The 25,187-nt window shown below is 44.9% G+C and carries 33 protein-coding genes, 1 tRNA gene, 1 other RNA gene and 1 pseudogene; 13 read left to right on the forward strand and 23 right to left on the reverse strand.

Features of this window, described 5'->3' with window-relative positions; genetic code table 11:
* The first annotated feature begins 2 nt into the window (after positions 1–2).
* Together AC08OG_RS04640 and AC08OG_RS04645 are read left to right on the forward strand one after the other, a co-directional pair.
* On the forward strand, positions 3–602 hold the full coding sequence (locus AC08OG_RS04640) for a histidine phosphatase family protein (protein ID WP_482930154.1): 600 nt from the start codon (positions 3–5) through the stop codon (positions 600–602).
* Entirely contained in the window at positions 599–1,777 is a 1,179-nt protein-coding gene (locus tag AC08OG_RS04645; protein WP_482930155.1) for a cupin domain-containing protein, read from the forward strand. Before AC08OG_RS04640 ends, AC08OG_RS04645 begins: the two co-directional genes overlap by 4 nt.
* A gap of 3 nt (positions 1,778–1,780) precedes the next feature.
* Here AC08OG_RS04645 and AC08OG_RS04650 read toward each other — a convergent pair whose 3' ends face one another.
* A complete protein-coding gene (locus tag AC08OG_RS04650; protein ID WP_482930156.1) occupies positions 1,781–2,293 on the reverse strand; it encodes a zinc ribbon-containing protein in 513 nt (170 codons plus the stop codon).
* Positions 2,294–2,363: 70 nt separating this feature from the next.
* On the opposite strand from AC08OG_RS04650, the gene AC08OG_RS04655 reads away from it, so the two are divergent.
* Positions 2,364–2,849, forward strand: coding sequence for a disulfide bond formation protein B (locus tag AC08OG_RS04655; RefSeq protein ID WP_482930157.1), 486 nt, complete (start codon positions 2,364–2,366; stop codon positions 2,847–2,849).
* 51 nt (positions 2,850–2,900) lie between these two features.
* On the opposite strand, the gene infA is transcribed toward AC08OG_RS04655, so the two are convergent.
* The 18 genes and pseudogenes from infA to AC08OG_RS04745 all read right to left on the reverse strand — a co-directional run bounded on the left by infA (position 2,901) and on the right by AC08OG_RS04745 (position 13,886).
* On the reverse strand, positions 2,901–3,119 hold the full coding sequence (gene infA / locus AC08OG_RS04660) for a translation initiation factor IF-1 (protein WP_009726411.1): 219 nt from the start codon (positions 3,117–3,119) through the stop codon (positions 2,901–2,903).
* A gap of 48 nt (positions 3,120–3,167) precedes the next feature.
* Positions 3,168–3,527, reverse strand: a complete 360-nt coding sequence (locus AC08OG_RS04665; protein WP_482930158.1) for a hypothetical protein — start codon at positions 3,525–3,527, stop codon at positions 3,168–3,170.
* Between the two features lie 80 nt (positions 3,528–3,607).
* The gene (locus AC08OG_RS04670; RefSeq protein ID WP_482930159.1) at positions 3,608–3,880 is read right to left on the reverse strand and encodes a hypothetical protein; all 273 of its coding nucleotides are present in this window, start codon (positions 3,878–3,880) and stop codon (positions 3,608–3,610) included.
* Positions 3,870–4,594 (reverse strand): annotated as a pseudogene (gene aat, locus AC08OG_RS04675) (leucyl/phenylalanyl-tRNA--protein transferase). The gene AC08OG_RS04670 and the pseudogene aat overlap by 11 nt, the downstream one beginning before the upstream one ends.
* Positions 4,594–5,772: an EAL and HDOD domain-containing protein gene (locus tag AC08OG_RS04680; protein ID WP_482930160.1), complete on the reverse strand. Its 1,179-nt coding sequence runs from the start codon at positions 5,770–5,772 to the stop codon at positions 4,594–4,596. The pseudogene aat and the gene AC08OG_RS04680 overlap by 1 nt, the downstream one beginning before the upstream one ends.
* A 30-nt stretch (positions 5,773–5,802) precedes the next feature.
* Positions 5,803–6,402 carry a recombination mediator RecR gene (gene recR, locus AC08OG_RS04685; RefSeq protein WP_482930161.1) on the reverse strand — a complete coding sequence of 200 codons (600 nt, stop codon included), beginning with the start codon at positions 6,400–6,402 and terminating at the stop codon, positions 5,803–5,805.
* A gap of 7 nt (positions 6,403–6,409) precedes the next feature.
* The gene (locus AC08OG_RS04690; protein WP_014706464.1) at positions 6,410–6,718 is read right to left on the reverse strand and encodes a YbaB/EbfC family nucleoid-associated protein; all 309 of its coding nucleotides are present in this window, start codon (positions 6,716–6,718) and stop codon (positions 6,410–6,412) included.
* Between the two features lie 18 nt (positions 6,719–6,736).
* Positions 6,737–8,527, reverse strand: coding sequence for a DNA polymerase III subunit gamma/tau (dnaX, locus tag AC08OG_RS04695; protein ID WP_482930162.1), 1,791 nt, complete (start codon positions 8,525–8,527; stop codon positions 6,737–6,739).
* Positions 8,528–8,567: 40 nt separating this feature from the next.
* Positions 8,568–8,664: signal recognition particle sRNA small type (gene ffs / locus AC08OG_RS04700), an RNA gene on the reverse strand.
* A gap of 299 nt (positions 8,665–8,963) precedes the next feature.
* Positions 8,964–9,054, reverse strand: a tRNA-Ser gene (locus tag AC08OG_RS04705).
* A gap of 22 nt (positions 9,055–9,076) precedes the next feature.
* Positions 9,077–9,922: a type III pantothenate kinase gene (locus tag AC08OG_RS04710; RefSeq protein ID WP_482930163.1), complete on the reverse strand. Its 846-nt coding sequence runs from the start codon at positions 9,920–9,922 to the stop codon at positions 9,077–9,079.
* The gene (locus tag AC08OG_RS04715; RefSeq protein ID WP_482930164.1) at positions 9,919–10,722 is read right to left on the reverse strand and encodes a biotin--[acetyl-CoA-carboxylase] ligase; all 804 of its coding nucleotides are present in this window, start codon (positions 10,720–10,722) and stop codon (positions 9,919–9,921) included. Before AC08OG_RS04715 ends, AC08OG_RS04710 begins: the two co-directional genes overlap by 4 nt.
* A 92-nt stretch (positions 10,723–10,814) precedes the next feature.
* Positions 10,815–11,039: a hypothetical protein gene (locus AC08OG_RS04720; RefSeq protein ID WP_014706468.1), complete on the reverse strand. Its 225-nt coding sequence runs from the start codon at positions 11,037–11,039 to the stop codon at positions 10,815–10,817.
* 47 nt (positions 11,040–11,086) lie between these two features.
* Entirely contained in the window at positions 11,087–11,452 is a 366-nt protein-coding gene (locus tag AC08OG_RS04725; protein ID WP_014706469.1) for a DUF2069 domain-containing protein, read from the reverse strand.
* Entirely contained in the window at positions 11,449–12,042 is a 594-nt protein-coding gene (gene wrbA / locus AC08OG_RS04730) for an NAD(P)H:quinone oxidoreductase (RefSeq protein WP_318988546.1), read from the reverse strand. Before wrbA ends, AC08OG_RS04725 begins: the two co-directional genes overlap by 4 nt.
* 9 nt (positions 12,043–12,051) lie before the next feature.
* On the reverse strand, positions 12,052–12,402 hold the full coding sequence (gene arsC, locus AC08OG_RS04735) for an arsenate reductase (glutaredoxin) (RefSeq protein WP_482930165.1): 351 nt from the start codon (positions 12,400–12,402) through the stop codon (positions 12,052–12,054).
* Positions 12,399–13,580, reverse strand: coding sequence for a lipopolysaccharide assembly protein LapB (gene lapB / locus AC08OG_RS04740; protein WP_482930166.1), 1,182 nt, complete (start codon positions 13,578–13,580; stop codon positions 12,399–12,401). The genes arsC and lapB overlap by 4 nt, the downstream gene beginning before the upstream one ends.
* A 93-nt stretch (positions 13,581–13,673) precedes the next feature.
* Positions 13,674–13,886: a lipopolysaccharide assembly protein LapA domain-containing protein gene (locus AC08OG_RS04745; protein ID WP_482930167.1), complete on the reverse strand. Its 213-nt coding sequence runs from the start codon at positions 13,884–13,886 to the stop codon at positions 13,674–13,676.
* A 151-nt stretch (positions 13,887–14,037) separates the two neighbouring features.
* Between AC08OG_RS04745 and fdxA the strand changes: the two genes are divergently transcribed.
* Positions 14,038–14,361 carry a ferredoxin FdxA gene (gene fdxA, locus AC08OG_RS04750; protein ID WP_069296830.1) on the forward strand — a complete coding sequence of 108 codons (324 nt, stop codon included), beginning with the start codon at positions 14,038–14,040 and terminating at the stop codon, positions 14,359–14,361.
* Positions 14,362–14,418: 57 nt separating this feature from the next.
* Here the strand turns inward: fdxA and rpoH are convergent, their stop codons facing one another.
* The 4 genes from rpoH to ftsY form a co-directional block, all read right to left on the reverse strand.
* Positions 14,419–15,279 (reverse strand): RNA polymerase sigma factor RpoH, encoded by an 861-nt coding sequence (gene rpoH, locus AC08OG_RS04755; protein ID WP_318988549.1) that lies wholly within the window; start codon positions 15,277–15,279, stop codon positions 14,419–14,421.
* Positions 15,280–15,382: 103 nt separating this feature from the next.
* The gene (ftsX, locus tag AC08OG_RS04760) at positions 15,383–16,309 is read right to left on the reverse strand and encodes a permease-like cell division protein FtsX (RefSeq protein WP_482930168.1); all 927 of its coding nucleotides are present in this window, start codon (positions 16,307–16,309) and stop codon (positions 15,383–15,385) included.
* On the reverse strand, positions 16,306–16,968 hold the full coding sequence (ftsE, locus tag AC08OG_RS04765) for a cell division ATP-binding protein FtsE (RefSeq protein WP_318988551.1): 663 nt from the start codon (positions 16,966–16,968) through the stop codon (positions 16,306–16,308). Before ftsE ends, ftsX begins: the two co-directional genes overlap by 4 nt.
* Positions 16,965–18,029 (reverse strand): signal recognition particle-docking protein FtsY, encoded by a 1,065-nt coding sequence (gene ftsY / locus AC08OG_RS04770; RefSeq protein WP_482930169.1) that lies wholly within the window; start codon positions 18,027–18,029, stop codon positions 16,965–16,967. Before ftsY ends, ftsE begins: the two co-directional genes overlap by 4 nt.
* A gap of 63 nt (positions 18,030–18,092) precedes the next feature.
* Between ftsY and AC08OG_RS04775 the strand changes: the two genes are divergently transcribed.
* From AC08OG_RS04775 to leuS, 9 genes are all read left to right on the forward strand, one after another.
* Positions 18,093–19,454 (forward strand): M16 family metallopeptidase, encoded by a 1,362-nt coding sequence (locus tag AC08OG_RS04775; protein ID WP_482930170.1) that lies wholly within the window; start codon positions 18,093–18,095, stop codon positions 19,452–19,454.
* The gene (locus tag AC08OG_RS04780) at positions 19,444–20,232 is read left to right on the forward strand and encodes a M16 family metallopeptidase (RefSeq protein ID WP_482930171.1); all 789 of its coding nucleotides are present in this window, start codon (positions 19,444–19,446) and stop codon (positions 20,230–20,232) included. The genes AC08OG_RS04775 and AC08OG_RS04780 overlap by 11 nt, the downstream gene beginning before the upstream one ends.
* Positions 20,232–20,744, forward strand: coding sequence for a M16 family metallopeptidase (locus AC08OG_RS04785; RefSeq protein ID WP_482930172.1), 513 nt, complete (start codon positions 20,232–20,234; stop codon positions 20,742–20,744). The genes AC08OG_RS04780 and AC08OG_RS04785 overlap by 1 nt, the downstream gene beginning before the upstream one ends.
* Before the next feature lie 66 nt (positions 20,745–20,810).
* Positions 20,811–21,299 carry a 16S rRNA (guanine(966)-N(2))-methyltransferase RsmD gene (gene rsmD, locus AC08OG_RS04790; RefSeq protein WP_482930173.1) on the forward strand — a complete coding sequence of 163 codons (489 nt, stop codon included), beginning with the start codon at positions 20,811–20,813 and terminating at the stop codon, positions 21,297–21,299.
* Between the two features lie 9 nt (positions 21,300–21,308).
* Positions 21,309–21,806, forward strand: a complete 498-nt coding sequence (gene coaD / locus AC08OG_RS04795) for a pantetheine-phosphate adenylyltransferase (RefSeq protein WP_482930174.1) — start codon at positions 21,309–21,311, stop codon at positions 21,804–21,806.
* 48 nt (positions 21,807–21,854) lie between these two features.
* Positions 21,855–22,109, forward strand: a complete 255-nt coding sequence (locus AC08OG_RS04800; RefSeq protein WP_014706483.1) for a YfhL family 4Fe-4S dicluster ferredoxin — start codon at positions 21,855–21,857, stop codon at positions 22,107–22,109.
* Between the two features lie 74 nt (positions 22,110–22,183).
* On the forward strand, positions 22,184–22,387 hold the full coding sequence (locus AC08OG_RS04805) for a hypothetical protein (protein WP_482930175.1): 204 nt from the start codon (positions 22,184–22,186) through the stop codon (positions 22,385–22,387).
* Between the two features lie 5 nt (positions 22,388–22,392).
* A complete protein-coding gene (locus tag AC08OG_RS04810) occupies positions 22,393–22,569 on the forward strand; it encodes an H-NS histone family protein (RefSeq protein WP_482930176.1) in 177 nt (58 codons plus the stop codon).
* Positions 22,570–22,729: 160 nt separating this feature from the next.
* Positions 22,730–25,183 carry a leucine--tRNA ligase gene (gene leuS / locus AC08OG_RS04815; protein ID WP_482930177.1) on the forward strand — a complete coding sequence of 818 codons (2,454 nt, stop codon included), beginning with the start codon at positions 22,730–22,732 and terminating at the stop codon, positions 25,181–25,183.
* Positions 25,184–25,187: the final 4 nt, after the last annotated feature.

A 25,187-nucleotide genomic window follows, 5' to 3' on the forward strand; every position in this document is an offset into this window, starting at 1 on the left:
CAATGGCTTTAGTGATCGATTTGATGCGTCATGGAGAACCCCAGGGCGGAATGCGCTATCGTGGGCAACTGGATGATCCTTTAAGTGAGTTAGGTTGGCAGCAGATGCGCTCTGCAACTGAAAATAAACAGCCCTGGCAAAAAATAGTCAGTTCCACCTTGATTCGTTGCGCAGATTTTGCCAAAGAACTTGCTGACAAACATGCGATTTCATTGCAATGTGATGCGGCATTTATAGAAATCGGCTTTGGTGATTGGGAAGGTAAAACTGCCAGCGAATTGGAGCAACAGAATAAAAAAGCGTTTTATGCCTTCTATGATGACCCGATAAAAAATACCCCAGCCAATGCCGAATCATTATTAGCGTTTCAACGGCGTATTCAAAAAGCCTGGCAAACCTTAGTGCAATCGCATAACGATAAACATATTTTGCTGGTCGCTCATGCCGGAGTTATTCGCGTTATTCTCGCCGAGGTGTTAGCGATGCCGCTGGAGGCAATGTTTCGCATTCAAGTGCCTTATGCCGCTATTAGTCGGGTCGTTATTCACAATGAAGGCCCAAGACTTTACCCTCAGTTGCAGTTTCATGCAGGAAGCTTATGACAGCGTTTTTTAATACCGGCTTGACTCAGCAGCAGTTTCTCGATGAATACTGGCAAAAGAAACCGTTGGTGATTCGTCAGGCATTTCCGCTGCCCGTCAGTGATCTGACGCAAGAGGATTTAGCGGCGTTTGCAGGTGAAGCAGAAATCGAATCACGCTTGATTGAAGAGTTTGGTGAGAGGCCCTGGCAACTGCAACACGGTCCTTTTGATGAGGATGATTTTGCTGCTTTACCGGAAACTCACTGGACGTTACTGGTGCAGGATATGGATAAACATTATCCACCGATACAGAAGCTGCTAACTGCCTTTGATTTTATTGCCGACTGGCGTCGAGATGATGTAATGATTAGTTATGCACCGGAGGGCGGCTCAGTTGGACCGCATACCGATAGTTATGATGTTTTTTTACTGCAGGCGCAGGGAACCAGACATTGGCAAATCAGTGATAAACCTTTAACTGATGCGGTTTTCAGAAGTGATACAGATTTACGTATATTGCAGCAGTTTTCAGCGGATCAGCAATGGGATTTGAATCCTGGGGATATGCTCTATTTACCACCGCACTATGCTCATCATGGTGTGGCATTAAATCCATGCCTGACGTTTTCAGTAGGTTTTAGGGCCCCATCGCAGTTACAGTTGCTGGATGCTTTCAGTCATACACTGCAAGAGCAGGATATTCCTGAACAACTTTATGCTGATGCCGATATAAGCACAGTGTCTTCAACAACGGAAATTGATGGCAATGCAGTAAAGCGGTTTCAGAATTTATTGCTGAAAACCATCAATGAAAACTCTGGCTTTATGGTTTTAGCGGTAGGCCGACTGGTCACGGAAACCAAATCAACCTTACAGGAGCTGGCTGACGAGTTTATCTCTGATAAACCCACGCTGGCCGAACTGGATAGACGCTTTAACAACGGCGAGTATTTACAACGCAATGTGTATTTACGCTTTGCCTGGCATAACGATACTGCTGCGGCGTATTTATTTGTTGCTGGTGAAGCGTATTCTGTTGAGTTGGCCGCAGTGAAAACGCTTTCGTGGCTAACCACCAAATCTCAACTCGACCATAAGGACTGGCAGCAATTACGCAAATACCCAGTATTAGCCGATGTCTGTTGTGAGCTGATTGCAGAAGGTGCTTTCTATTGGCCGGAAGATTTTATTTAAAGCTTATTTTGGAGGGCGCTTGAATTCCGTGTGATGACATTTCGGGCAAGGAGGGATTCGACCTGTTTTCTTAAAGTGCATCTCTGTACCACAGGAATCACAGACCAAAGTGCCTATACCGGTAACTTCTCCCGTATGATATTTCTGAGCCATTTGTGCCTGACTGGCCAGCTGGCCGAGCTCAAGTCGGGTGCGGTCTGCTACAGAGGCGAATAATTCATACAGCCGCGCTTCAACGAGCTGTAAATCAAAATTAAACCAGGTGGAAAATTCCTTACCCGTTGTTTCCAGATATTCCGCAGCATCATGCAAATCGCGCTCAACATAATAGGCAATTTTATCGGCTTCTTCTGCGGTGACTTCCCGTAATTCTATAGCGCGTAATTTTGCCAGTTCAATGCGTTGTTTCAGGGTAGGAACAGCATTGGTTTCTGATTCTTCAAAAAAATGCTGAATGCGTTCCATCATTTTGTCATAGGCTGCTGTGAACTTTTCTTCGAAGTTATTTTCTGACATGACTTAACCCTTTATCTGATGCGGTTTTTAGGTTAACTTAGCACAAATTAATCCAACGGAGGAAACCGTTTTGATCACCACACGCAAGCTATTGTTTGGCGGTTTTTTATTTTGTTTCAGCTTATTTCTGGCTGCTCTTTATATGCAGCATGTAATGGAGTTGGAACCCTGTCCGCTGTGCATTTTGCAACGCGTATTTGTGATGGTTACCGGGATATTTTTTCTGATAGCAGCGATACATAATCCGGCGAAAACAGGTACTACAATTTATGCAGCTCTGATTGGTTTAACGGCATTACTAGGCGCGGCAGTTTCAGCACGACATGTCTGGTTGCAGAGTCTGCCTGCCGATCAGGTACCCAGTTGCGGCCCTGGAATGGGCTTTATTATGGAAAACTTTCCGTTGACCGATGCGTTGTCCATGGTGCTGAGCGGTTCAGGGGAATGTGCGGAAATATCCTGGACATTTCTGACCCTCAGTATACCTGCCTGGACGTTGCTGACCTTTTTGGGGATGTTAGGTTTGGCAATTGCAGCTGCCTGGAGACAGCATTAAAAACGGAATTTAACAACAACTATTAGTGACAGAAGTTGTTACTTTTAGCTGTTAGCGGGCGCGATAAACAATGCGGCCTTTGCTTAAATCGTACGGTGTCAGCTGCACAGTCACTTTATCACCGGTCAGAATGCGGATGTAGTTTTTACGCATTTTTCCCGAAATATGTGCTGTTACAACATGACCATTTTCCAGTTCAACCCGGAAAGTGGTATTTGGCATGGTGTCAATGACAGTGCCTTCGAATTCAATATGATCTTCTTTTGCCATACAGGTCTGATTTTACCTAACTATTAAAAGATCCATTTTGCCGTAATATTACTGATTATTCAAAGCTTTTTTATCGAAGTCTCGCCATTGGCCATCAAATTGCTGTAAAGCGGAGAAATGGCTCTTGTATCGCATTTTAGGACTTTCACCAATCCAATAGCCTAAATACAACCAGGACAAATTTTGTTGTTGCGCTAATTCAATCTGTTTCAGAATTGCAAAAGTGCCCAAGCTTCTCGCAGAATATTCAGGGTCAAAAAACGTATAGAACGCTGAAGCAGCGTCGTTTACAAAATCGGTAATCGCTACAGCCAGCAGTTTTTCCGGCGTTCGGAATTCTATAAATGCCGTATCACTCCAGCTGCTGGTGAGGAACTGCAGATAGGTTTCTTTGCTTGGGTTATCCATTCCCCCTCCGGCATGGCGATGCGCCAGGTAGCGTTGATAAAGATCATAATGGTCATCATTAAACACAGCTGGCCGGATGCTTAGAGTGACGTCATCATTTTTTTCAGGCAGCGTCGTTGGCTTCGGTTAGGACGGAAATGGTTAACCGATATTCTTACCGGAATACAGGCATTGCATGCCTGACAAAATGGACGATAAACATGTTCTCCACTTCGGCGGAATCCATGCTGAATCAATTGACTGTATAAGGCATTTGTCAGCGGCCGCATTGGGTCGGGATAAATATTTCGCGCCTGCCTGTCTTCAAGATAAGAACAGGCATGCGGACGATCCTGATAAAAATCAAGGCTCATAGGAAAAAGGAAGAGTCGTGGTTTGCCAATAGCCAGTTTGGCCGGGCAGTGCGCAAAGTTTTTGTACTTGTTGCACAAAAATTTCTCTTGGCAGGGGGACGGCGCCAAGACGCGATAGGTGTTCGGAATACACCTGACAATCAATCAAAGGATAACCCCATTGTTTTAGCTGCTGAGCCAAGGCTACTAAAGCAATTTTTGAGGCATTGGTTTTAAAGCTGAACATGGATTCACCAAAAAACATTTTCCCAATTGCAACACCGTAAACTCCTCCAACGAGCTCTCCCTGCTGCCAGCATTCCACACTGTGAGCATATCCGGCATGGTGCAGTTCCATATAAGCCGAAATCATTTCATTATGGATCCAGGTTTCATGCTGCTCAACAGGCAACTTTAATAGTCTGGGTGCAGCACAGGCCTGCATGACCCCCTTAAAATCCTGATCAAATGTAATATTGAATGGTTTTTGACGTAATGCTTTTTTAAGCTTTTGCTGATATGCATTTTATCGGTATGAAACACCATTCGCGGATCAGGGCTCCACCATAAAATCGGATCATATGCGTTAAACCAGGGGAAAATACCATGACGATAGGCATTGAGAAGACGGGTGATGGATAAATCTCCACCTGCTGCTAGCAAACCATGGGATGTCGCCTGATCAACGGGTGGAAAAGGGCTTTCCTCAGGAGTTGCTAACCAGCTTATAGCCATTAATCGTTTAACTGGAGATTTAACTCTTTCGCCCAGTAAAGTGCATCCAGATAAGCAGCCAATAATGCATCAGCACTCACTATTGAATAATCAATCGCGGACCAATTACCGCGCTCATAATTCAGTACCTGGTTCAAAGCACTGCCTGCCGGACCTTCTTTATGTAAAAGCGCTGAATGCAGTTCTTCGCTTAATGGCAGGTCCTGCAACAGCACTTCGAGCGGTTTATCCATTAACGCATCGAGTGTGGAAAACAAACCCGCTGCGAAAAATACGTCGGCATGGCCTTTGTAATATTTCGCCAGTAATTCACACATCCGCCCTCTAATCATTGCGGCGGTTCGAAGTTCATTGGGTTTATCATCAAGCCCAGAGAGGCATAACAGACTTGCCCAGGTTTTAATTTTGTTCTGACCCAGCATCACGATAGCCTGGCGGGTACTACCAACTTCACGCGGGAGGCCAAAAAAAGCTGAGTTAATCAGACGTAGCAATTTATAACTTAATGCCACATCCTGATTAATAATTTCTGCCAGTTCATCAACCTCTACTTCAGGATCCTGCAACTTGACCAGAAGCTCCATCAGCGTTTGTGCAGCAGGAGCGATTTTCTTATCAATACTGTGATCTGGCAGCGTGTAGAAAAATCCCTGGAGTAGATCGATATTATGTAACTGACAGAGACTGAACTGTGAGAAGGCATTGACGTTTAAAGCGCACAACACGGGATGTTGCTGGCGCCATTTTGGCAGATTTTCAGATATCTCGTTTTCAGAGAACTCTTCCAGATCAATTAACAGGGTCCGACCATTACCGACATTACTCTTGGCACTTTCCGCATAACTGACATGTGAACTGGCTGGTTTCGTTATTGAACGATCATTCGCTTCAATAATCAGATCAATTCCAGGCATTTCATACTCAAAAAGTGCTTTTTGCCACGAACCAGGAATAGTTAATAAGGTTTTTTGATTATGATTTATCGCCTGCAATATGTCAGAAAGCTGCGATAGAAAATCCGGAACTGGTGCATCTTCACCCAGAGGATTGCCTTCGGTATCAAGAAAAGTCAGGTGATAACTGTCGACATCGAGCTTTTTGGAAATAAACAACGGCTGGCGGTGGATGAGACCGTTAAAGTTTTTTAATGAGTCGTATGCGGTATAGATTTCCGTCATGTAAATCCACTCTAATATTGTTTGGATCGGTTAATATTTTTCTCGCCCAGCAAATGCATGAGACAGTGTACCACTGTCAACATACTCAAGTTCACCCCCCAATGGTATACCATGTGCCAACCGTGTTACATGTATGTCTCTTGAACGCGCTATTTCACTTATATAGTGAGCTGTAGCCTGGCCTTCGACCGTTGGATTGGTTGCCAGAATCACTTCAGTGACGATTTTCTGATCAAAGCGCGCAATGAGATCGGGGATGCCTAATGCTTCAGGTCCGATACCATCCAACGGAGATAAATGACCGGTCAGTACGAAATACTGTCCTTGATAATGCGTCGCCTGTTCAATGGCAATCACATCACTGGGCATCTCCACAATACACAGTTGATCTTCACGGCGTGAATTGTCGTTACAGCGACTGCAAATATCTTCTTCACTTAAAATACGACAGCGCTGACAATGTTTTACATTTGCCAGCGCTTTGCTCAGCATTTCAGCCAGATGTTCCCCACCGCTACGATCACGTTCCAGTAAATGAAACGTCATTCGCTGAGCTGATTTTGGCCCCACGCCGGGTAAACAGCGTAAAGCCTGGATCAGTTGATCAATGCTGGGACCAAGAGTAGCCATATCTGAATTAGAAAGGTAATTTCATGCCGGGAGGCATCATGCCGGCCATGCGTTCCTGGGTGGTTTTCTCGACCTGTTTTACTGCATCATTAACAGCTGCTGCAATTAAATCTTCCAGCATCTCTTTATCATCCTGAAACAGGCTGTCTTCAATGCTCACACGTTTAACATCGTGTTTGCCGGTCATGGTGATTTGCACCATGCCACCACCAGCCTGGCCAGTGACTTCGACATTGGCCAGTTCTTCCTGAGCCTTTTGCATGTTGGCCTGCATTTCCTGGGCCTGTTTCATCAGATTACCTAATCCACCTTTCATAGGAGATCCTCTTTAAAGTTATAAGGGTTTAATTGTTGTATCGATTATACGGGCATTAAATGCATTTTTGATCTGTTCAACCACAGGATCATTGTGAATGGCATCAACTGCGTTTTGTTGAAGTTCTGCGGCCTGTTGTGCGCGCTCAGCAGCTAATGTCGGGACATTTTCCGTATCAGTTGTTTCAGTGAACACTAATGTGACTTCAAACTGTAGCTGTTTACTGACAGCTGCTTGCAGTTTTGCAACCGATTTATCATTTGCCAGATGTTGTAATTCAGATGCGACGGAAAGATAAATCTTATTTTTATCCGAACGGAGATAGGCACAATGATCTGCCAATTGCCTGGCAAATGCGGATAGTTTTAATTGTGCAATCAACGCGGTCCAGTTTGCTGTGGTCAAATTGAGAAGCTGTGATGCATCGTCAGAGTTAGAATATGCAGTTTCTTTGGGCGCAACTTCGGTTGAAGTATTAGTGACCAATGTCGAATGCGTTTCAGGTTCGACCGGCGGTTCATTTACCTCAAGTTTTGCTGGTGCAGTTTGCGGTGGTTCGGCGGACTCAGGCTCAGCTTTCGAAGAATGGGTAACCGTTGAATCTGATGGGGAAGAATACATTGCAGCGGGTTCAACGGATGAACTTACCGCTGACGAAACAGGCGTTGATTCACTATTGGCTTGCGACTTTTTTACGGGGGGCTGCCCCGCATTAACAGTTACTGCCTGAGGTTGAAAACTCAACATCCGCAACAAGGTCATTTCAAAACCGCTACGTGGATCAGCTGCATAAGGCATATCGCGTTTGCCATGCAGGGCAATCTGATAAAGCAGTTGCACCGTTTCAGCGGAAAAAACATTGGCAAAATTCTGTAATGCCGCATCATCCTGTTGATCAAGTGATTCTGTGTCGGCAATTAATTGAATTGTGGCAATGCGTTGCAGACTGGTCATCAAACCATCCAGTACCACCACAAAGTCACGGCCTAAAGAGGCGAGTTCATCAATATGTATCAGTAGTGATTGGGCATCTTTAGCAGCTAATGCGTCAAGCAATTGAATTAATTGCTGTTGGGAAACACTGCCGAGCATCTGACTGACAATTTCCGTGGTCACTTTGCCACCGGAAAAGGCTATTGCCTGATCCAGCAGACTTAAAGCATCCCGCATACTGCCATCAGCAGCAAAGGCAATCTGATTTAAAGCCTCGGTTTCAAAATCTATATTTTCCTGCTGCAGAATAAAAGCCAGATGATCGGAAATTTGTTTGATATCCAATCGACGCAGATTAAATTGTAGGCAGCGAGACAAAATCGTGACCGGTAATTTCTGCGGATCCGTTGTGGCAAACAGGAATTTGACGTGGGGAGGGGGTTCTTCCAGTGTTTTCAGTAACGCATTAAAACTGCTGGTAGACAGCATATGGACTTCGTCGATCAAATAGACTTTGTAGCGTCCGCGACTGGGCGCATATTGAACATTATCCAGCAGCTCACGGGTATCATCGACCTTGGTACGCGACGCGGCATCAACTTCAATCAAATCAACAAAACGACCGTTGTCGACTTCAACACAGCTATTACACTCGCCACAGGGAGTAGAGCTGATGCCTTGTTCACAATTGAGAGATTTGGCAAATATTCTAGCCAATGTGGTTTTACCCACTCCGCGGGTGCCGGCAAACAGAAAAGCATGATGTAAGCGGTCTTGGTCAAGACCATTGATCAGCGCACGTAATACGTGCTGCTGGCCGACAACTTCGGCAAATTTTTTGGGGCGCCACTTGCGGGCCAGTACCAGATAACTCATGCAGCTTGTCAGATACCCAATGTGGTATAAGGGTGGTGACCCAAACCAGCCCAATCTCGGCGCCCGAGTCCGATGGCTGCGCTGCTCCCTTCCGGGCCTGACGTGGTAACCAACATATCGTCGCGAGGAGACCGGCTGGGCCACCATAGAGTTGGCTATTCTATGCTTTTTTTGATTTCAGTGCCATGCATAGCGGTAATAAAAATAAAGAAATTTATTATTGTCTGTTCATTCAAACAGTTCGGCTAAGGGGAAGTAAAAACTAGGTTCAATATGTTGAAGCTGATTTCTGTAATCTAAAAATGCTTAATATCCATGCGCAACATTAACCATTGCATGAAAAGTATGTATAGCATCACATTTAAAAAATCAGATAAAGCGAGGGTTGGGAAATTGCCAATGAAGATCAACAAGCCCTAATGTAACGAAATTAATTTGGCGGAGAACGAGGGATTCGAACCCTCGATAGGCTATTAACCTATACACACTTTCCAGGCGTGCGCCTTCAACCACTCGGCCAGTTCTCCTATAAGGGGGCGAAAGCTTATCTCAGTTCGCGTTTTCTGGCAATGCTGTTGAATTTTCAACGCTGTCTTCTTCTACCGACGATTCTGATTCTGTTTGTTTCTCAGGCTTATTTTTATTGCGTTGATTGGTTTGTCTGGCGTATTGCGCCAAACCTTTTAGAACTAAATCAGGCTCGTGAATTAGTGGCTGTGGCAGCAGTGGAATTAATTCTTCAGCATCGCCACCGGTAATCAAAAATCGAATTTCATCTGTGAAATTCTGTTGCAGATCATTAATAAGGTTTTCAAGGGTGGCGGTGACCATGTACAAAGTACCGGCTTGAATAGCGCTATGGGTATTGGTTGCCAATAAATTAAATTCACTTTCTTGTGCAACATTATTTAACGCATCGGTATTATCGGTCAGCATTTGCTTCATCAGCGACAATCCAGGAACAATCAAACCTCCCTGATGCTGTCCCTTTTCAGTCACGATATCCACGGTGATAGCTGTGCCACAATCAATAATGCAGGTAACCTGACGTGCATGCTGGCGACCGGCGACAATGGCTAACCAGCGATCCACTCCCAGTTTTTCAGGTTGTTCGTAGGCATTGGTCACACCAAACCTTCTTTTCTCACTTTGCACAAATACTGGTGTAAGTTTCCATTGTTTGTCTATCCATTCGGTCAGTTGTGCGGCTATCTTGTCGCCGGCAACATTACTGACAAAAACAGCCTCGATATCCTCAAGTGATTTCCACGCTTTATTCAAAGCTGCTTTGATACCGGTTTTTGGTCTGCTGAAATGTTGTGAGTCAGCCAATACCTTGGACTTTATCGTGGTCCATTTAATCTGACTGTTTCCAATATCGACTAATAAGATCATGATGCAAACCTGATACTGAGGTGGCTGTTGGATAAGTATGCTACTTGCTGGTCACGCATGTACCGTAATTCACCTTGTTCGTTGATACCACAGGCAAGCGCGGTAAATTGTCCGTTTTCGCTGATGATATTGATAGCCTGATTATGCAGGGCATCGTATTGTGGCCATAAAGGCAGAAAGTCACTAAGACCACGATGAGAAAAGAGTTCTAGGGTTTCAATCATATTTTGAATTATTTTGGCTGCCAGCCGATTGCGACAGGGGAGCGGATCACAAAGTTGCTCCAGGCTGATAACGGGCTGAGGGATGGCAGTATGTAAATTGTCCGGTAGTGAAAGGTTCAAGCCGATACCGATGGTAACGTAGTTTTGGCTTCCGTAACGTGATTCTACAAGAATTCCTGCAAGTTTACGTCGCTTATATAAAACATCATTGGGCCATTTTAATTGCAAGCCTTCTATACCCTCAGCCTGAAGGGTATTAATCAAGGTGATGCCGATGGCAATGCTAAGCCCATTGCGGACAGCTTCAATGTTTAATGACCGCATTAAAGACAGATAAATATTGCCACTGGCGGGGGAAACCCATTGACCGCCACGACGACCACGGCCAGCGGTTTGCATTTCTGCAAGACACACTGCTGTGCCCGAGATACCCGTTTGGGCTTTTTGCCAGAGAATATCGTTGGTTGAAGTCACTTCAGAGAAAACCTGAAGGCTGTCAAGTTGAGAGATAATTTCGGGATTCAGCGCTGCACGGATAATCTTTTCGTCAAGCGCGACGTATGGGGATAAACTCAAAATAGGGCTTCGTAGTCAGTTAACGACTATAGTGTAGCGTCAAATGCCTTTTTGTTGCCAGTATTTAGGAGTTAAGCAGAATTAAATTTTTTTCAGACTTTGATATCAAGCAGGGAGCCAAGTGTATCAGAGCTGATTTGCAGAGCTTTTGCTGAAGCCTGTACCTGTAGCTTGTCGCTATTCATATCGACCATAGGTGTCACGAAATCGCCGCCTTTGGTTGATTCACTTGCCACAGCGAAAGCGTTTTTGTTCAGGCTTTGCATGCCACTTTGAATGCCTTGATAAGCTGATTGAATGGCAGGAATCGTACTCATAGGTCACTCCAATAAATATTCAATGTTATTGGAACACTCTTTATAAATTAAGTCTGTGATTTTTTTCGCAATTTTGCAGAGGCACGAACATATAAATTCGCTGCTACAAAAAAACTGCTACTGAATATCACTTCCAGTAATGGATACCAGATAACAGCATCTCTGCTATATAACTCGCCGATCCCATGAGCGATATAAAACAACATCAAAAAACTGGCCCAGGCATGAGTATAGGTTTTTCCATAGAGAATACCTCTCATTGGAAACAATAATGGCACCACGCCTATGATAAGCCATGCCGCTACAGGAAAGTTTTCACTGTGTTCTGCGATTAAAATCCAGACCAGTAAGCTGATCATCAGTCCAAAAAAACTGATTAACGAAATAATTCTGAGTGATTGCACAAACTTCATCTTGCAAGCCTATCGGCAAGCTCAGCAACCCGCAACCCTAGCGCCTGGCACAGATCGATTTCTTCCTGACTCATAGTCCGTTTATTATCTGCTCCGGCAAAATGGCTGGCACCATAGGGTGTGCCGCCAGTTTGCGTGGTCATCAAAGCGGCTTCTGTATACGGTAAACCAGTAATCACCATACCGTGATGTAACAACGGCAGCATCATGGATAACAAGGTAGTTTCCTGACCACCATGCAAGCTTCCGGTTGAAGTAAATACTGCAGCCGGCTTGCCGTTCAGGGTGCCGGATAACCAGTTGTCACTGGTACCATCGATAAAATATTTAAGTGCAGCTGCCATATTGCCAAAACGGGTAGGGCTACCCAGAATAAGCCCTGCGCACTCCTGCAAGTCAGCCGATGAAGCATAAAGGTGACCTGAGGCGGGAATCTCTTGTTCGGTTTTTTCACAAACGGTGGAAACCTTGGGTACCGTTCTGATTCTTGCCGTGCACTGAGTATGTTTTTCCACGCCACGCGCAATTTGTTCAGCCATAGCTTTGACCTGCCCGGACTGGCTGTAATAAAGGATCAAAATCTCATTCATAATGGGGTCTCAGAGAATATTCAGCACCGCTTCAGGTGGTCTGCCAATAATGGCTTGATTGTTTTTAATGACGATGGGGCGTTCAATCAGTTTCGGGTTGTCACACATGGCTCTGATGAGTTCTTGAGCAGATAAATCTTTATTATCTAACTGTAATTCCTTGTATAGCGCTTCTTTAGTGCGTAACAACTGTCTGGGTTGCATATCAAGCTGCTGCAGGATATCGGATAATTCTTCCGCTGTTGGGGGAGTCTTAAGATACTCCACAATCTCAATATCCTGTTGCTGATTTTCCAGTAAAGCCAGGGTTTCGCGTGATTTACTACAGCGAGGGTTATGATAAATACGGGTTTTGTTCATGAAGGTGAATCCAGTAATTTTTCCAGAGCAGTAAGATGAATTTCAGTGGGTCGAACGGTTCCCCAGCTGGCACAACCAGGACATAGCCAATGCATGGTCTTGCCTGAGAAACCACAGTTTTTGCAGGTGTAGCGATCACCTTTTTCTACCATGGTTCGGGTAATGCGCTCAATCAACGGGATAAGCGCAATTTGATTGTTTTCACCCAGTTTAATAAGGGTATGCAAACCTTCGACAGAAGGATGGTGATGTAATTGTTCGTAAAGCATTTGTTGGGCAGCTTTACTGTTTTCCAGTTCAGCGACGATATGAGTCAACATAATACGGGCAGAAGTCAGGTGTGGATGACGACTAATCAGCTGGGTTAACTGGTTGCGTAATGCCGGTAAATCTCCCAGTTGCTGATAGGCTTCATGCCAGTAAGGTAATGCTTCTGACAGAAATCTAGGATTTTGCTGTTCGATATTCTGCAACGTATTCAGTGCTTTTCGGGGCTGCTTTATACTCAGAAATAGTCGGGCTTCCAGCAGACTGGCTCTCACGCAATGTTCATCATGATACAAGGCTTGCTTGAGCATGTTGAATGCTTCGTGGCGATCGTGATCGGTATATTGTTCGGCAAGTTCACAATAAAACTGAGCAATTAAGGGTTTCACCTGGGCGGTTTTACTGGCATCAATCTGTTTGCCCATTTCAATTGCCTGCGCCCATTTTTTTTCCTGTTGGTATATGCGCATTAATTGTTTTGCTGCTTCTGGATGAGGATGCGGCTGCTGGAGTAATTCAAGAAACAGATGTTCTGCACGATCCAATACACCGGCATGCATATAATCCAGGCCCAGTTCCACCATGGCTTGCAGACGTTGTTCTCCGTGCAGACTTGGTCGGGCAATTAAGTTCTGATGAATACGAATGGCGCGTTCCGTTTCGCCACGGCGACGGAAAAGGTTAGCCAGTGCCAAATGGGTTTCGACCGTTTCACTATTCACTTCGAGAAGTCCAATAAATACATCAATTGCTTTATCGGGCTGTTCATTGAGAAGATAATTCAAGCCTTTGAAATATTCAGGATTAAAGGCTTTAGCATGTCTTTGCGGCTGTTTTTTATAATGCCGCATGGCCAGCAACCAACCTGACAGCGCTGCGACGGGTAACAGGAAAAAAAGCCATTGCATCATGATTGGGCCTAGTGGCTATTTCGTACTGGTAAGATACGCAGGCTGTTCAGTTCTTGCTCGGCACTTTGTAATTTATTTTCCAAGCGATGATTGTCATAGCGGATTCTGAAGCGTGCTCAGAGCAATAATCGTTGCGCCGATTATCAATCCTAATAGTAGAAAGGCGATTAATAAAACGGCCAAGGGTAGCTGCCATTGTACAAAAAACAGATCAAGAGAAACGGTTTGCATATTGAACACAGCAAATGCAGTACTGATCAGAAAAAAACTGATAAATACGGCTAGGATTAGAATTTTTCTTATCATCGGGTCATCCTGTTTTCAGGCGGTTAATCTTCAGAGCAAAGTTGATCATACCGTAATTATCATCATTGCCCAGAACGTTGGTAAATCATGTAGAATATCGAACATTCTGACAGGTCTGGCCTGTAAAAATTGTATTTGTGGAGATTTCACCATGACCTTTGTTGTCACTGAAAACTGTATTAAATGTAAATATACTGATTGTGTTGATGTCTGCCCAGTAGACTGTTTTCACGAAGGTCCTAACTTTTTGGTTATTGATCCTGACGAATGTATAGATTGCACACTTTGTGAACCCGAATGTCCAGCAGAAGCCATTTTTTCTGAAGATGATTTACCGGATGAACAAATGGAATTCCTGCAGATTAATGCGGAATTATCACAAGTCTGGCCTGTATTATCTGAGAAAAAAGATCCTTTGGATGATGCAGAAGAGTGGGACGGTAAACCTAACAAAACACCTTTGCTTGAACGGTAAGCATGGGTAAAAAAAGCCCGCTTACCGAAAGGTAAGCGGGCTTTTTTGTGATTGTTATTAATCCATTAGCTGGCGAAGTTTTTTCATCGCATTATTTTCAATCTGTCGGATCCGCTCAGCGGAAACCTGATATTGATCGGCCAGTGTATGCAAGGTGGCTTTATCGTCATCATGCAACCAGCGTTTACTGATAATATCGCGGCTACGTTCATCCAGTGTTGCTAATGCATTGACCAGCTTCTGCTGTTGGAAATCAGCATAATCCTCGTGTTCCAGTTGTTTCGATGGATCACTGTTATCAGGCGCTTTTAAATAAGCGGCTGGTGAATAGCTGGATTCGTCATCGTCATTATCTACCGGCAAATCAAATGATGTATCCGGTTGAGCCAGACGGCGCTCCATATCGATGACATTGGCGGCAGTGACACCAAGATCTTCAGCAACGGCTTCTATTTCATCCTGATTCAGCCAACCTAAACGCTGTTTCGCACTACGTAAATTAAAGAATAATTTTCGTTGTGCTTTGGTGGTGGCAATTTTCACGATGCGCCAGTTGCGAATAACATACTCGTGAATCTCTGCGCGAATCCAGTGAACAGCAAATGAAACCAGTCGGACACCTTTTTCCGGGTCAAAGCGTTTGACCGCTTTCATCAGACCGATATTACCTTCCTGAATCAGGTCGGCAACCGGCAGACCATAACCACTGTAGCCTTTGGCAATACGAACCACAAAACGTAAATGCGACAAGACCAGTCGCTGTGCTGCTTCCAGATCACCATTTTGTTGTAGTCGTGTGGCTAAATCGTGCTCTTCTTCGGCCGTTAAAACGGGAATTTGATGCACGAGATTGGTGTATGCATCCAGATTGCCAATTGGTGCTGTGGCAAGTTGATATTGGGCTGCATGCGTTGTCATGTGTGCGTTCTCCCTATGAAAACCTATTGCTTTATTCTAGCAAAAAGCAATTTAAAATGTATCCATTAGAATGGTTATAGCGTGAAAAGTTTCTTTAATACCATTAGCTTGGCTCAATTGCATTCAAATGTCTACTCACGGCAAGCCATGCCCCCATGACACCCAGTAACAGTCCACAGATGGGTAATGCAAATAACATCTGACCGCCAAACCACTTTAAGGTGAACTGGCTGTCATACAAGGCCGCCAATTCATCAATCGGTCCGCTGATTATCAGCAGACTAATCAGTAAAGCAATCCAGGCCAATACACCACCTAGAAAGCCGTACCACATTCCAGTGTATAAAAAGGGTCTTCTGACAAAGGTATTGGTTCCACCAACCAGTTTGATGACCCGTATTTCTGTCTGGCGGTTAAGAATGGCCAGTCGGATGGTATTACCAATAACCAGCAGTACACTCAGTGATAACAAGATAGCCAGAATACTAATGCCGCGTTGGCCCGTTTCGTTGATGCTGCGCAGTCGTTGTAGCCACTGCATATCGAGTTGTGCCAAATCGACTTCCGGTAAGGCATCGAGTCTTTTTAATAATGCCTCAATTGCTTCCTGCTGTTGCTCTTCTTCGGGTTCGATGATGATCACCGCAGGCAGCGGATTTTCAGGTAATGTATCCAACAGACTTTCCAGTCCCGATATTTCCCGAAATTCATTTAACGACTGCTGGGCAGATTGAAATGAAACATCGACAATATCGGGCCATGTCTGGAGTTGCTCAGCCAATTGCTCGCCACGTTTGTCGCTTATTTCATCTTGCAGGAAGAGGGAAATACGATTTGCATGCTGCCATTCTCCGCTGACCTGTTCGACATTTTTCAGGATGACAAACAAACCCGCAGGTAATAACAAGGCAATGCCGATCACCAATAAGGTCATTGAAGTCGCGACGGGTTGACGCCATAACTCACCCAGACTGGAGAGCATGACCTGAACATGACGCAGCAGGTAATTATGAATATTCAGTAGTTTCATGAATGGGTTTCTGCAAGCCTTCCCTGTTGCAGGGTAATGTGGCGGTATGGTAGCTGGCTGATTAAATCCTGGTCATGACTGGCAATAAATACCGTAACGCCAACCTGATTGAATTGTTCAAATAAATGCATGATTTCACGGGATAATTCCGGATCCAGGTTTCCAGTTGGTTCATCTGCCAGCAGAACCGGCGGACGATTAACCACCGCGCGGGCAATACCCACCCGTTGCTGTTCACCACCTGACAAGGCAATCGGTAAGTTACGCTCTTTGCCCAGCAAGCCGACTTTGTCGAGAGCTGCTCGCACCCGTCGCCCAATTTCACGATGGTTTTCCCCTGCAATAATCAACGGCAAAGCGACATTATCAAACACCGTGCGATCATGTAGCAGATTGTGATCCTGAAACACCAGACCAATTTTTCGACGGTAATAAGGGATCTTCCACTTCGGTAGTCGGCTCAGATTTTGATTATTGACGATCACCTGACCATGTGAGCAACGTTCAATCAGGGCTATCAGTTTCAACAGGGTACTTTTTCCGGCACCCGAGTGACCGGTTAAAAAAGCCATTTCTCCTGATATCAATTCAAAACTGAGTCCTGACAGGGCTTCCTGCTGACCTTCGTAACGTTTATAAACCTGTTCAAACCGTATCATTGTTGTGTTTCACGGCCCAGTAAAGCATCGACAAAATCCTCTGCTTCAAAGATTCTCAAATCATCGATCTTTTCACCCACCCCGATATAACGAATAGGTAACCCGATTTTTTTCGCGATGGCAAAAATAATACCGCCTTTTGCCGTACCATCAAGTTTCGTCAGGGTAATACCGGTTAACCCTACCGCCTGATGAAATTGTTCAGCCTGAGATAAAGCATTCTGTCCAGTGCCGGCATCCAGCACCAGCATGACTTCATGCGGTGCATTGCCATCAAGTTTGGCCATAACGCGTTTTACTTTTTTCAGCTCTTCCATCAGATTGGATTGAGTATGGAGACGGCCTGCCGTATCAGCAATCAGAATATCCATCTGCCGGGCTTTTGCCGCTTGTAAGGCATCAAAGATAACCGATGCAGAATCAGCACCATTTTGTTGAGCAATCACTGGGATCTGATTACGTTCGCCCCAGACCTGAAGTTGCTCAACTGCTGCCGCACGAAACGTATCACCGGCCGCCAGCATCACTTTTTTGCCTTGCAGCTGAAACTGTTTGGCCAGTTTGCCAATGGTTGTCGTTTTTCCAACACCATTAATACCCACCATCAAGATCACAAAAGGACTGGTAGATGATGGAATCTGCAGTGGTCGGGAAACTGGTGTGAGGATATCCACCATATCGGCATGCATTGCTGCAAACAGGGCTTCTGGGTCATTTAGCTGCTTGCGGGCAACACGTTGTGTTAAGTCGTTAATAATGGTCTGGGTGGCTTCTATCCCTAAATCTGCACTGAGCAGTTGGGTTTCCAGTTCTTCAAGCAAATCATCATCAATGGTTTTTCTGCCTAATACCAAATCGGCAAAGCCTTCGGTTAATTTGGTACTGCTGCGACTCAGTCCCTGTTTGAGGCGTCCAAAAAATCCTGGGGTCTCTGAAACGTTGCTGGCTTGAGTATCTGCGGTAATTTCCGCATCATGTGCGGCTGACTGCTGTTCAGTGAGGCGTTGCTCCTCGCTGCTGTTTTCGCTGGGTTTGGCTTTTTTTCTGAGGAAACTAAACATATTCTCGGTTTGTCGTTAGTGTTCGATTATTAATCTTATCATGTGATCAATTGTGAGATGCAGATGCACACCTTAAAAAAACTTGTTTGGGCGCTACTGATAGTGCCTGTTATTGGCTTTGCGCAAGTCAGTGAATATCAGCTGGACAATGGTCTTAAATTACTGGTCAAACCGGATAACCGGGCACCGGTTGTGGTTTCCCAGGTCTGGTACAAAGTCGGTTCAAGCTACGAACACAATGGCATTACCGGTATATCACATATTCTTGAACATATGATGTTTAAGGGCACAGAAAACCTTGGACCAAATGAGTTTTCCCGCATTATTGCCGAAAATGGTGGTTCACAAAACGCCTTTACCGGACGCGATTACACAGCCTATTTTCAGACCTTGGAAAAAGAGCGTTTGGAGATCAGTTTTCGCCTTGAAGCCGAGCGAATGCGCAATCTGATTATTGATGATGCGGAATTACTGAAAGAGCGAGAGGTAGTTGCTGAAGAGCGGCGCATGCGTACCGATGATAATCCACGTTCGTTATTACGCGAATCAATGAATGCCATGGCGTTTATGAACAGCCCTTATCATCATCCGGTTATTGGCTGGATGAATGATATCAATAACTATGATCCTGAGGATCTTCGTGAGTGGTACCAAATGTGGTATGCCCCCAATAACGCAACTGTTGTTGTGGTCGGCGATGTTGAGCCCGACGAGGTTTACCAGTTGGCACAGAAATATTTTGGCCCATTGCAACCCGAAGAACTGGCAACGGTTAAACCTCAGATTGAAGTTGCACAGCTTGGCAAGCGTACTTTGGAGTTAAAAGCGCCTGCAGAACTGCCTTATTTGATGATGGGCTGGAAAGTGCCAGTGGTTAAAACTGCTGAGCAAGAGTGGGAACCCTATGCCTTAGATGTTCTGGCAGGCATTCTTGATGGTGGTGCAAGTAGCCGGTTCTCTCGTGAATTGATTCGTGAACAGCAGGTAGCTGCCGGAATAAGTGCTTATAACAGTGCGTTTTCCCGTTTGGATGATGTATTTACCATTGCTGGTACACCTGCTCAAGGTAAGTCTGTCGAGGACGTAAAACACGCTGTGTTGAATCAGCTTGATAAAATTAAAGCAGAACCCGTTACTGAGGCAGAGTTACAACGAGTCAAAACTCAGGTGATTGCCAGCTCTGTCTATCAGCTTGATAGTGTTTTCTACCAGGCCATGCAGCTAGGCATGCTGGAAACAGTTGGCCTCGACTGGCGTCTGGTTGACAGTTATCCCGATAAAATCAGTGCAATCACTGCTGAACAGGTTCAACAGGTCGCACAAAAATATTTTATTGATGATGGACTTACCGTCGCAGAATTGATTCCAATGCCCACAGATAATACAACTCCACGTCCTACTTCGGGAGATCCACATGCTCGCTAAGTTCTCTTTTTTATTCACTGGGCTATTACTGGCCTTTAGCGTTTCTGCCAGCCCGCAAATAGAAAATTGGCAAACTGCCAATGGCACTCAGGTATATTTTGTCAAAGCCCAGGAATTGCCCATGTTGGATATTCGTCTGGTATTTGATGCTGGCGCCGCGAGAGATCCGAAAGGCGGGGTGGCGTTACTGACGAGCTCAATGCTTAATCAAGGTACTAAAAACAAAGATACTGATGCGATTGCTACTGCATTTGATGATGTGGGTGCCGAATTCAGTTCTGAGTCTGAGCGGGATATGGCGGTATTGAGTCTGCGGACTTTATCCAAAGCAGATGCTTTACAACCTGCCATCGATACGTTTGTAGAAGTTATCAGTCAACCGTCCTTTCCGGAAAAGTCTTTTGATCGTCTTATTAATCAAGTGAAAACCAGTCTGCAAAGCGAAAAACAATCGCCTTCTGCCATAGCCGACCGTGCTTTTTATCAGCAGCTCTACGGTGACCATCCGTATTCATCAATGCCAATAGGCACCGAAGCTTCAATAGATGAAATCAGTATTGCCGATTTGCAACAGTTTTATCAGCAATTTTATGTGGCGAACAATGCTGTACTGGTCATTGTAGGTGATGCGGATATTGAACAGGCAAAAGCCTTGTCAGAAAAAATTTCCGGTAGCCTTCCCGCAGGAAAAAAGCGGCGGCCTTACCTGAAGTTGAACCACTTGAAACTGCCCAGCAAAAGCATTTGCCTTATCCATCGAGTCAAACCACGATTTTGATGGGGCAACCTGGTTTAACCCGCGATGATCCAGACTTTTTCCCGCTGTATGTGGGTAATCATGTTTTAGGTGGCAGTGGGCTAGTGTCCATTATCAGTGATGAAATTCGTGAAAAACGTGGCTTATCTTACAGTGCTTATAGTTATTTCAGACCAATGCGTGAGGCCGGGCCTTATCAATTTGGTCTGCAGACTCGTAATGATCAGGCAGAACTGGCATTGGAAGTACTGGATCAGACGCTAGTGGATTTTGTTGAGCAGGGTCCCACTAAAGAGCAACTCACAGCCGCACAGAAAAATATTACCGGTGGATTTGCCTTGCGTCTGGATAGCAATAGTAAAATTGCCGATTATCTGGCGATGATGGGCTTTTATCAGCTGCCGCTGGATCATCTGGAAACCTTTAATTCCAGAGTGAACGCCGTGACGGTTGATCAAATAAAAGCCGCTTATCAAAAACGTATCCATCCCCAAAAAATGGTCACAATACTGGTGGGTGGCGACGCTGAATAAAACATCACGTCAGTCTGTACGAATTATCGGCGGCCAATGGGGGGAAGACGATTATCATTCCCTGCCGTGGAAGGATTGAGACCGACCTCTGATCGTATTCGCGAGACATTGTTTAACTGGTTACAACCGCATTTGCCGGAAGCCGTTTGTATTGATCTATTCAGTGGTAGCGGTGCTTTGGGTTTTGAGGCAGCCTCAAGGGGCGCTGCCAAAGTTGATATGGTTGAACTGGATCTGCAGGCTTATAAACAGTTGCAGGCTAATAAAACAATGTTAGCTGCAGAGCAATGTTCATTGTTCAGGCAAACTGCACAGCAGTTTTTAAATCAATGCAGTACCCCTTACGATATTATTTTTCTGGATCCGCCATTTGGTGCGGATTTATGGTCTGAAATAGCCGGTTTATTAACTCAGCGAAATCTATTGCATAAAAATAGTCTGGTTTATCTGGAATGTAATAAACATCAAAATCTGACTGGGTTACCAGATAACTGGCATTTATTTAAAGATAAACAGGCAGGTGATGTAAGATATTGCTTATTTAAAATGCAATAAGGTTTTGGCATGTCAATCACCGCCATCTATCCAGGTACATTTGATCCGATTACCCACGGGCATACAGATTTGGTTCAACGTGCCAGCCGTTTATTTGAAAAAGTGATTGTTGCTGTCGCTGCGGACACCGGTAAAAAACCGGTATTTTCAATTGAGCAACGTTTGGCATTAGCCAAACAAACCCTGGATGATTTACCCAATATCGAAATTACATCCTTCGATGGTTTATTGGTGAATTATGCAATGCAGCGAAATGCCTCAGTAATTATTCGTGGACTTCGCGCTGTTTCAGATTTTGAATACGAAGTTCAACTTGCCGCAATGAATCGCCGTTTACAGTGGGAAGTTGAAACACTATTTCTGGCTCCGGCAGAACAATTTACGTTTATTTCATCAAGCCTGATTAGACAAATAGCGGCTTTGGGTGGAGATGTCTCCCAATTTGTTGCGCCCTGCGTACAACAGGCACTACAGCAGCAACTGGCAGACAAAAAACAGTCGCGTTAAAATTTATCGGTTTAATTACCGTTTTATAAAGAGTTATCGGAGTAAACCATGTCTCTGTTTATTACTGACGAATGCATTAATTGTGATGTATGCGAACCGGAGTGTCCTAATGGCGCAATTTCACAAGGTGAGGAAATTTATGTAATTGATCCTGACCTGTGTACGGAATGTGTAGGTCATTTTGATACCCCACAATGCGTAGAAGTTTGTCCGGTGGATTGCATACCTAAAGATCCGGATAATGTTGAATCTCACGATCAACTTTATGCAAAATACAAAGTACTGGTGTCTGCTGGGAATTAAAAAGTTTTCAAATAGACAAAGTTAATAATACTGATATTATTTGTTTTTATAAGTTTTAGATAAAAGGTAATGCGATGAGTAATTTATCTGCTTTGCAACTGGAAAAACTCTCAGAACAAGAGCTGCAAAAATTGATTAGTCAGTCAAAAAAACAAATTAAAAAATTGAAAACTAAAAAAGTCACAGAACTGAATAGTAAAGATAGTGATGTTGTTGCTGTGGCTGATGCGGTAAGAGCACTGGCAAAAGAAAAAAAGTTACGCCTGCAGAAGCCCTGACGGCTGTGGCTAAAAATATGCGAGTGGGTTTATCAGGTGCACGCAAACCTCGTGCTGAAAGTGCTGACAAATACCGTCATCCGCAAGATCCGCAAAAAACCTGGAAAGGGTTTGGTAAACGTCCTTTATGGTTGGTCGAAGAATTGAATCGTGGACGTAAATTAGAAGAGTTCAGAATCTAGATAAAACTTCATAGTGCAGTATCTTCTGCTGCACTGTTTCTGATTGCATTGACGACAGAAATTAACCTCCGATGTGTCAATAAACTATTCGGTGCTTTCGGCATTTCTGTCGCTGAGGTATCCTTCCACCTTTCCTGCACCGTATTCACAAAGAGAACCCATGCAAGCTGATTATCGCCCAGATGTGATCGAAACTGCTGCCCAAACCTGGTGGCAGCAACATCAAACTTTCCGTGCTACCGAAGACACCAGTAAAGAAAAATTCTATTGCCTGTCGATGTTTCCCTATCCAAGCGGTCAGCTGCATATGGGGCATGTGCGTAATTACACAATTGGTGATGTTATTTCACGTTATCAGCGCATGCTGGGCAAAAATGTGTTGCAGCCAATGGGCTGGGATGCGTTTGGTTTACCCGCTGAAAATGCCGCATTAAAACATCAGGTGCCACCGGCCGAATGGACCTATAAAAATATTGATTATATGCGTGCTCAGTTACAGCGTCTGGGACTTGCGTATGACTGGGATCGAGAAATCGCCACCTGTAAACCGGATTATTATCGTTGGGAACAATGGCTGTTTGTACGCTTGTTCAAAAAAGGTCTGGTTTATAACAAAACGGCTGCTGTTAACTGGGATCCGGTCGATCAAACGGTATTGGCCAATGAACAGGTTATTGATGGTCGTGGCTGGCGCTCAGGTGCATTAGTTGAGCGTCGTGAAATACCGCAATGGTTTATGAAAATCACAGATTACGCAGAAGATCTGCGTGATGATCTGCAACAGTTATCCGGCTGGCCGGAACAAGTCAAAACCATGCAGGCCAATTGGATTGGTCGTTCAGAAGGTGTGCAAATCACCTTTGCCGTGGCTGACAGTGAAGAGGATTTAGCCGTTTACACCACACGGCCAGATACGTTGATGGGGGTCAGTTATCTGGCCATTGCAGCAGAACACCCATTAGCCTTAAGTATGGCTGAAACCAATGCGCAGTTACAGCAGTTTATCGAAGAATGTAAGAAAACAGACACCACCGAAGCGGCATTGGAAACGGCTGAGAAAAAAGGCATGGCGACCGGCGTATCGGTCATTCATCCAGTCAGTGGTGAACGTATTCCGGTCTGGGTAGCTAACTTTGTGTTGATGGGCTATGGCACCGGAGCGGTTATGTCAGTACCGGCCCATGATCAGCGTGATTTTGAATTTGCGCAAAAATATGATTTACCCATCCGTCAGGTTATCGAACCAACAGACGACAGTGAAATTGATCTGCAACACAATGCCTTTACTGAAAAAGGTCGTTTGGTGAACTCGTCACAGTTTACCGGGCTGACTTCAGCAGAAGCCTTTGACGCCATTGCCGATGAATTAACCAAACAGAATAAAGGTGAACGTCAGGTTAACTATCGATTACGTGACTGGGGTGTTTCACGACAGCGATACTGGGGCACACCGATCCCGATTATCTACTGTGATCACTGTGGTGCAGTTCCCGTGCCGGAAGCCGATTTACCCGTGTTATTGCCGGAAGATGTTGTGGTCGATGGCTCGGGCTCGCCGATCAAATCCATGCCCGAGTTTTATCAATGTGATTGTCCGGAGTGTGGCAAACCGGCTCGCCGCGAAACCGATACCTTTGATACGTTCTTTGAATCATCCTGGTATTACGCACGTTTTACCAGTGCTGATAATCACGAAGCGATGCTGGATCAACGGGCAGATTACTGGTTACCGGTTGATCAATATATTGGTGGCATCGAACACGCTGTTTTGCATTTACTGTATGCCCGGTTCTTCCATAAATTATTACGTGATGAAGGTCTGGTCAGTGGTGACGAGCCATTCAAGAACCTGTTAACTCAGGGCATGGTACTGAAAGATGGTGCCAAAATGTCCAAGTCAAAAGGTAATACCGTTGATCCACAGGCATTAATCGATGAATACGGCGCCGATACTGCGCGACTGTTTATGATGTTTGCCGCGCCACCAGAAATGTCACTGGAATGGTCAGACAACGCTGTGGAAGGTGCCAACCGTTTTCTTAAACGGTTATGGCGCAGTGTTCATGAGCACACTGAAAAAGGTGTTGTGAAAGACAAAAACCTTACCGACCTGTCGGAAGCTGCGACAGATCTGCGCCGGCTGGCCCATCAAACATTGACAAAAGTCGGCGATGATTTGGGGCGTCGTCATACGTTTAATACGGCTATTGCAGCAGTGATGGAGTTGATGAACGGCTTAAGCAAATTTACCGAACAAGATACTCAGGCGCGGGCAGTTCGCCAGGAAGTACTTGAATTAGTGGTGTTGATGTTAGCGCCTATTACGCCGCATATCTGTCATGCATTGTGGAATCAGCTGGGTTATGACACAGCCGTTATTGACGCTCAATGGCCTGAAGTGGATGCCGAGGCGTTAAAACAGGACAAAACCGAGCTGATGATTCAGGTCAATGGTAAGCTACGTTCGAAATTGATGGTCGATGTAAATGCACAGCAAGCGGATATCGAACCACTGGCTATCGCAGATGAAAATGTTCAGCGTTATATTGATGGAAAAACCATCCGTAAGGTTATTCTGGTGCCGGGAAGACTGATTAATATTGTTGTCGGCTGATAAA

This window comes from Methylophaga sp. F7 (assembly GCF_056863975.1).

What these genes read in the sequence shown, in the direction of transcription:
- rpoH (WP_318988549.1), bottom strand. Translation starts at nt 15,279, where the DNA reads ATGACAACGCATGCAGCCCAATATCAACTTGCCACAGCACCAATTGGC.
- dnaX (WP_482930162.1), bottom strand. Translation starts at nt 8,527, where the DNA reads ATGAGTTATCTGGTACTGGCCCGCAAGTGGCGCCCCAAAAAATTTGCC.
- AC08OG_RS04690 (WP_014706464.1), bottom strand. Translation starts at nt 6,718, where the DNA reads ATGAAAGGTGGATTAGGTAATCTGATGAAACAGGCCCAGGAAATGCAG.
- AC08OG_RS04680 (WP_482930160.1), bottom strand. Translation starts at nt 5,772, where the DNA reads ATGACGGAAATCTATACCGCATACGACTCATTAAAAAACTTTAACGGT.
- AC08OG_RS04650 (WP_482930156.1), bottom strand. Translation starts at nt 2,293, where the DNA reads ATGTCAGAAAATAACTTCGAAGAAAAGTTCACAGCAGCCTATGACAAA.
- AC08OG_RS04745 (WP_482930167.1), bottom strand. Translation starts at nt 13,886, where the DNA reads ATGATAAGAAAAATTCTAATCCTAGCCGTATTTATCAGTTTTTTTCTG.
- leuS (WP_482930177.1), top strand. Translation starts at nt 22,730, where the DNA reads ATGCAAGCTGATTATCGCCCAGATGTGATCGAAACTGCTGCCCAAACC.
- AC08OG_RS04645 (WP_482930155.1), top strand. Translation starts at nt 599, where the DNA reads ATGACAGCGTTTTTTAATACCGGCTTGACTCAGCAGCAGTTTCTCGAT.
- AC08OG_RS04720 (WP_014706468.1), bottom strand. Translation starts at nt 11,039, where the DNA reads ATGAGTACGATTCCTGCCATTCAATCAGCTTATCAAGGCATTCAAAGT.
- AC08OG_RS04725 (WP_014706469.1), bottom strand. Translation starts at nt 11,452, where the DNA reads ATGAAGTTTGTGCAATCACTCAGAATTATTTCGTTAATCAGTTTTTTT.
- AC08OG_RS04710 (WP_482930163.1), bottom strand. Translation starts at nt 9,922, where the DNA reads ATGATCTTATTAGTCGATATTGGAAACAGTCAGATTAAATGGACCACG.
- recR (WP_482930161.1), bottom strand. Translation starts at nt 6,402, where the DNA reads ATGGCTACTCTTGGTCCCAGCATTGATCAACTGATCCAGGCTTTACGC.
- ftsE (WP_318988551.1), bottom strand. Translation starts at nt 16,968, where the DNA reads ATGATACGGTTTGAACAGGTTTATAAACGTTACGAAGGTCAGCAGGAA.
- AC08OG_RS04805 (WP_482930175.1), top strand. Translation starts at nt 22,184, where the DNA reads ATGAGTAATTTATCTGCTTTGCAACTGGAAAAACTCTCAGAACAAGAG.
- AC08OG_RS04640 (WP_482930154.1), top strand. Translation starts at nt 3, where the DNA reads ATGGCTTTAGTGATCGATTTGATGCGTCATGGAGAACCCCAGGGCGGA.
- wrbA (WP_318988546.1), bottom strand. Translation starts at nt 12,042, where the DNA reads ATGAATGAGATTTTGATCCTTTATTACAGCCAGTCCGGGCAGGTCAAA.
- AC08OG_RS04785 (WP_482930172.1), top strand. Translation starts at nt 20,232, where the DNA reads ATGGGGCAACCTGGTTTAACCCGCGATGATCCAGACTTTTTCCCGCTG.
- ftsY (WP_482930169.1), bottom strand. Translation starts at nt 18,029, where the DNA reads ATGTTTAGTTTCCTCAGAAAAAAAGCCAAACCCAGCGAAAACAGCAGC.
- infA (WP_009726411.1), bottom strand. Translation starts at nt 3,119, where the DNA reads ATGGCAAAAGAAGATCATATTGAATTCGAAGGCACTGTCATTGACACC.
- AC08OG_RS04670 (WP_482930159.1), bottom strand. Translation starts at nt 3,880, where the DNA reads ATGAGCCTTGATTTTTATCAGGATCGTCCGCATGCCTGTTCTTATCTT.
- fdxA (WP_069296830.1), top strand. Translation starts at nt 14,038, where the DNA reads ATGACCTTTGTTGTCACTGAAAACTGTATTAAATGTAAATATACTGAT.
- coaD (WP_482930174.1), top strand. Translation starts at nt 21,309, where the DNA reads ATGTCAATCACCGCCATCTATCCAGGTACATTTGATCCGATTACCCAC.
- arsC (WP_482930165.1), bottom strand. Translation starts at nt 12,402, where the DNA reads ATGAACAAAACCCGTATTTATCATAACCCTCGCTGTAGTAAATCACGC.
- ftsX (WP_482930168.1), bottom strand. Translation starts at nt 16,309, where the DNA reads ATGAAACTACTGAATATTCATAATTACCTGCTGCGTCATGTTCAGGTC.
- AC08OG_RS04665 (WP_482930158.1), bottom strand. Translation starts at nt 3,527, where the DNA reads ATGGATAACCCAAGCAAAGAAACCTATCTGCAGTTCCTCACCAGCAGC.
- lapB (WP_482930166.1), bottom strand. Translation starts at nt 13,580, where the DNA reads ATGATGCAATGGCTTTTTTTCCTGTTACCCGTCGCAGCGCTGTCAGGT.
- AC08OG_RS04775 (WP_482930170.1), top strand. Translation starts at nt 18,093, where the DNA reads ATGCACACCTTAAAAAAACTTGTTTGGGCGCTACTGATAGTGCCTGTT.
- AC08OG_RS04780 (WP_482930171.1), top strand. Translation starts at nt 19,444, where the DNA reads ATGCTCGCTAAGTTCTCTTTTTTATTCACTGGGCTATTACTGGCCTTT.
- AC08OG_RS04800 (WP_014706483.1), top strand. Translation starts at nt 21,855, where the DNA reads ATGTCTCTGTTTATTACTGACGAATGCATTAATTGTGATGTATGCGAA.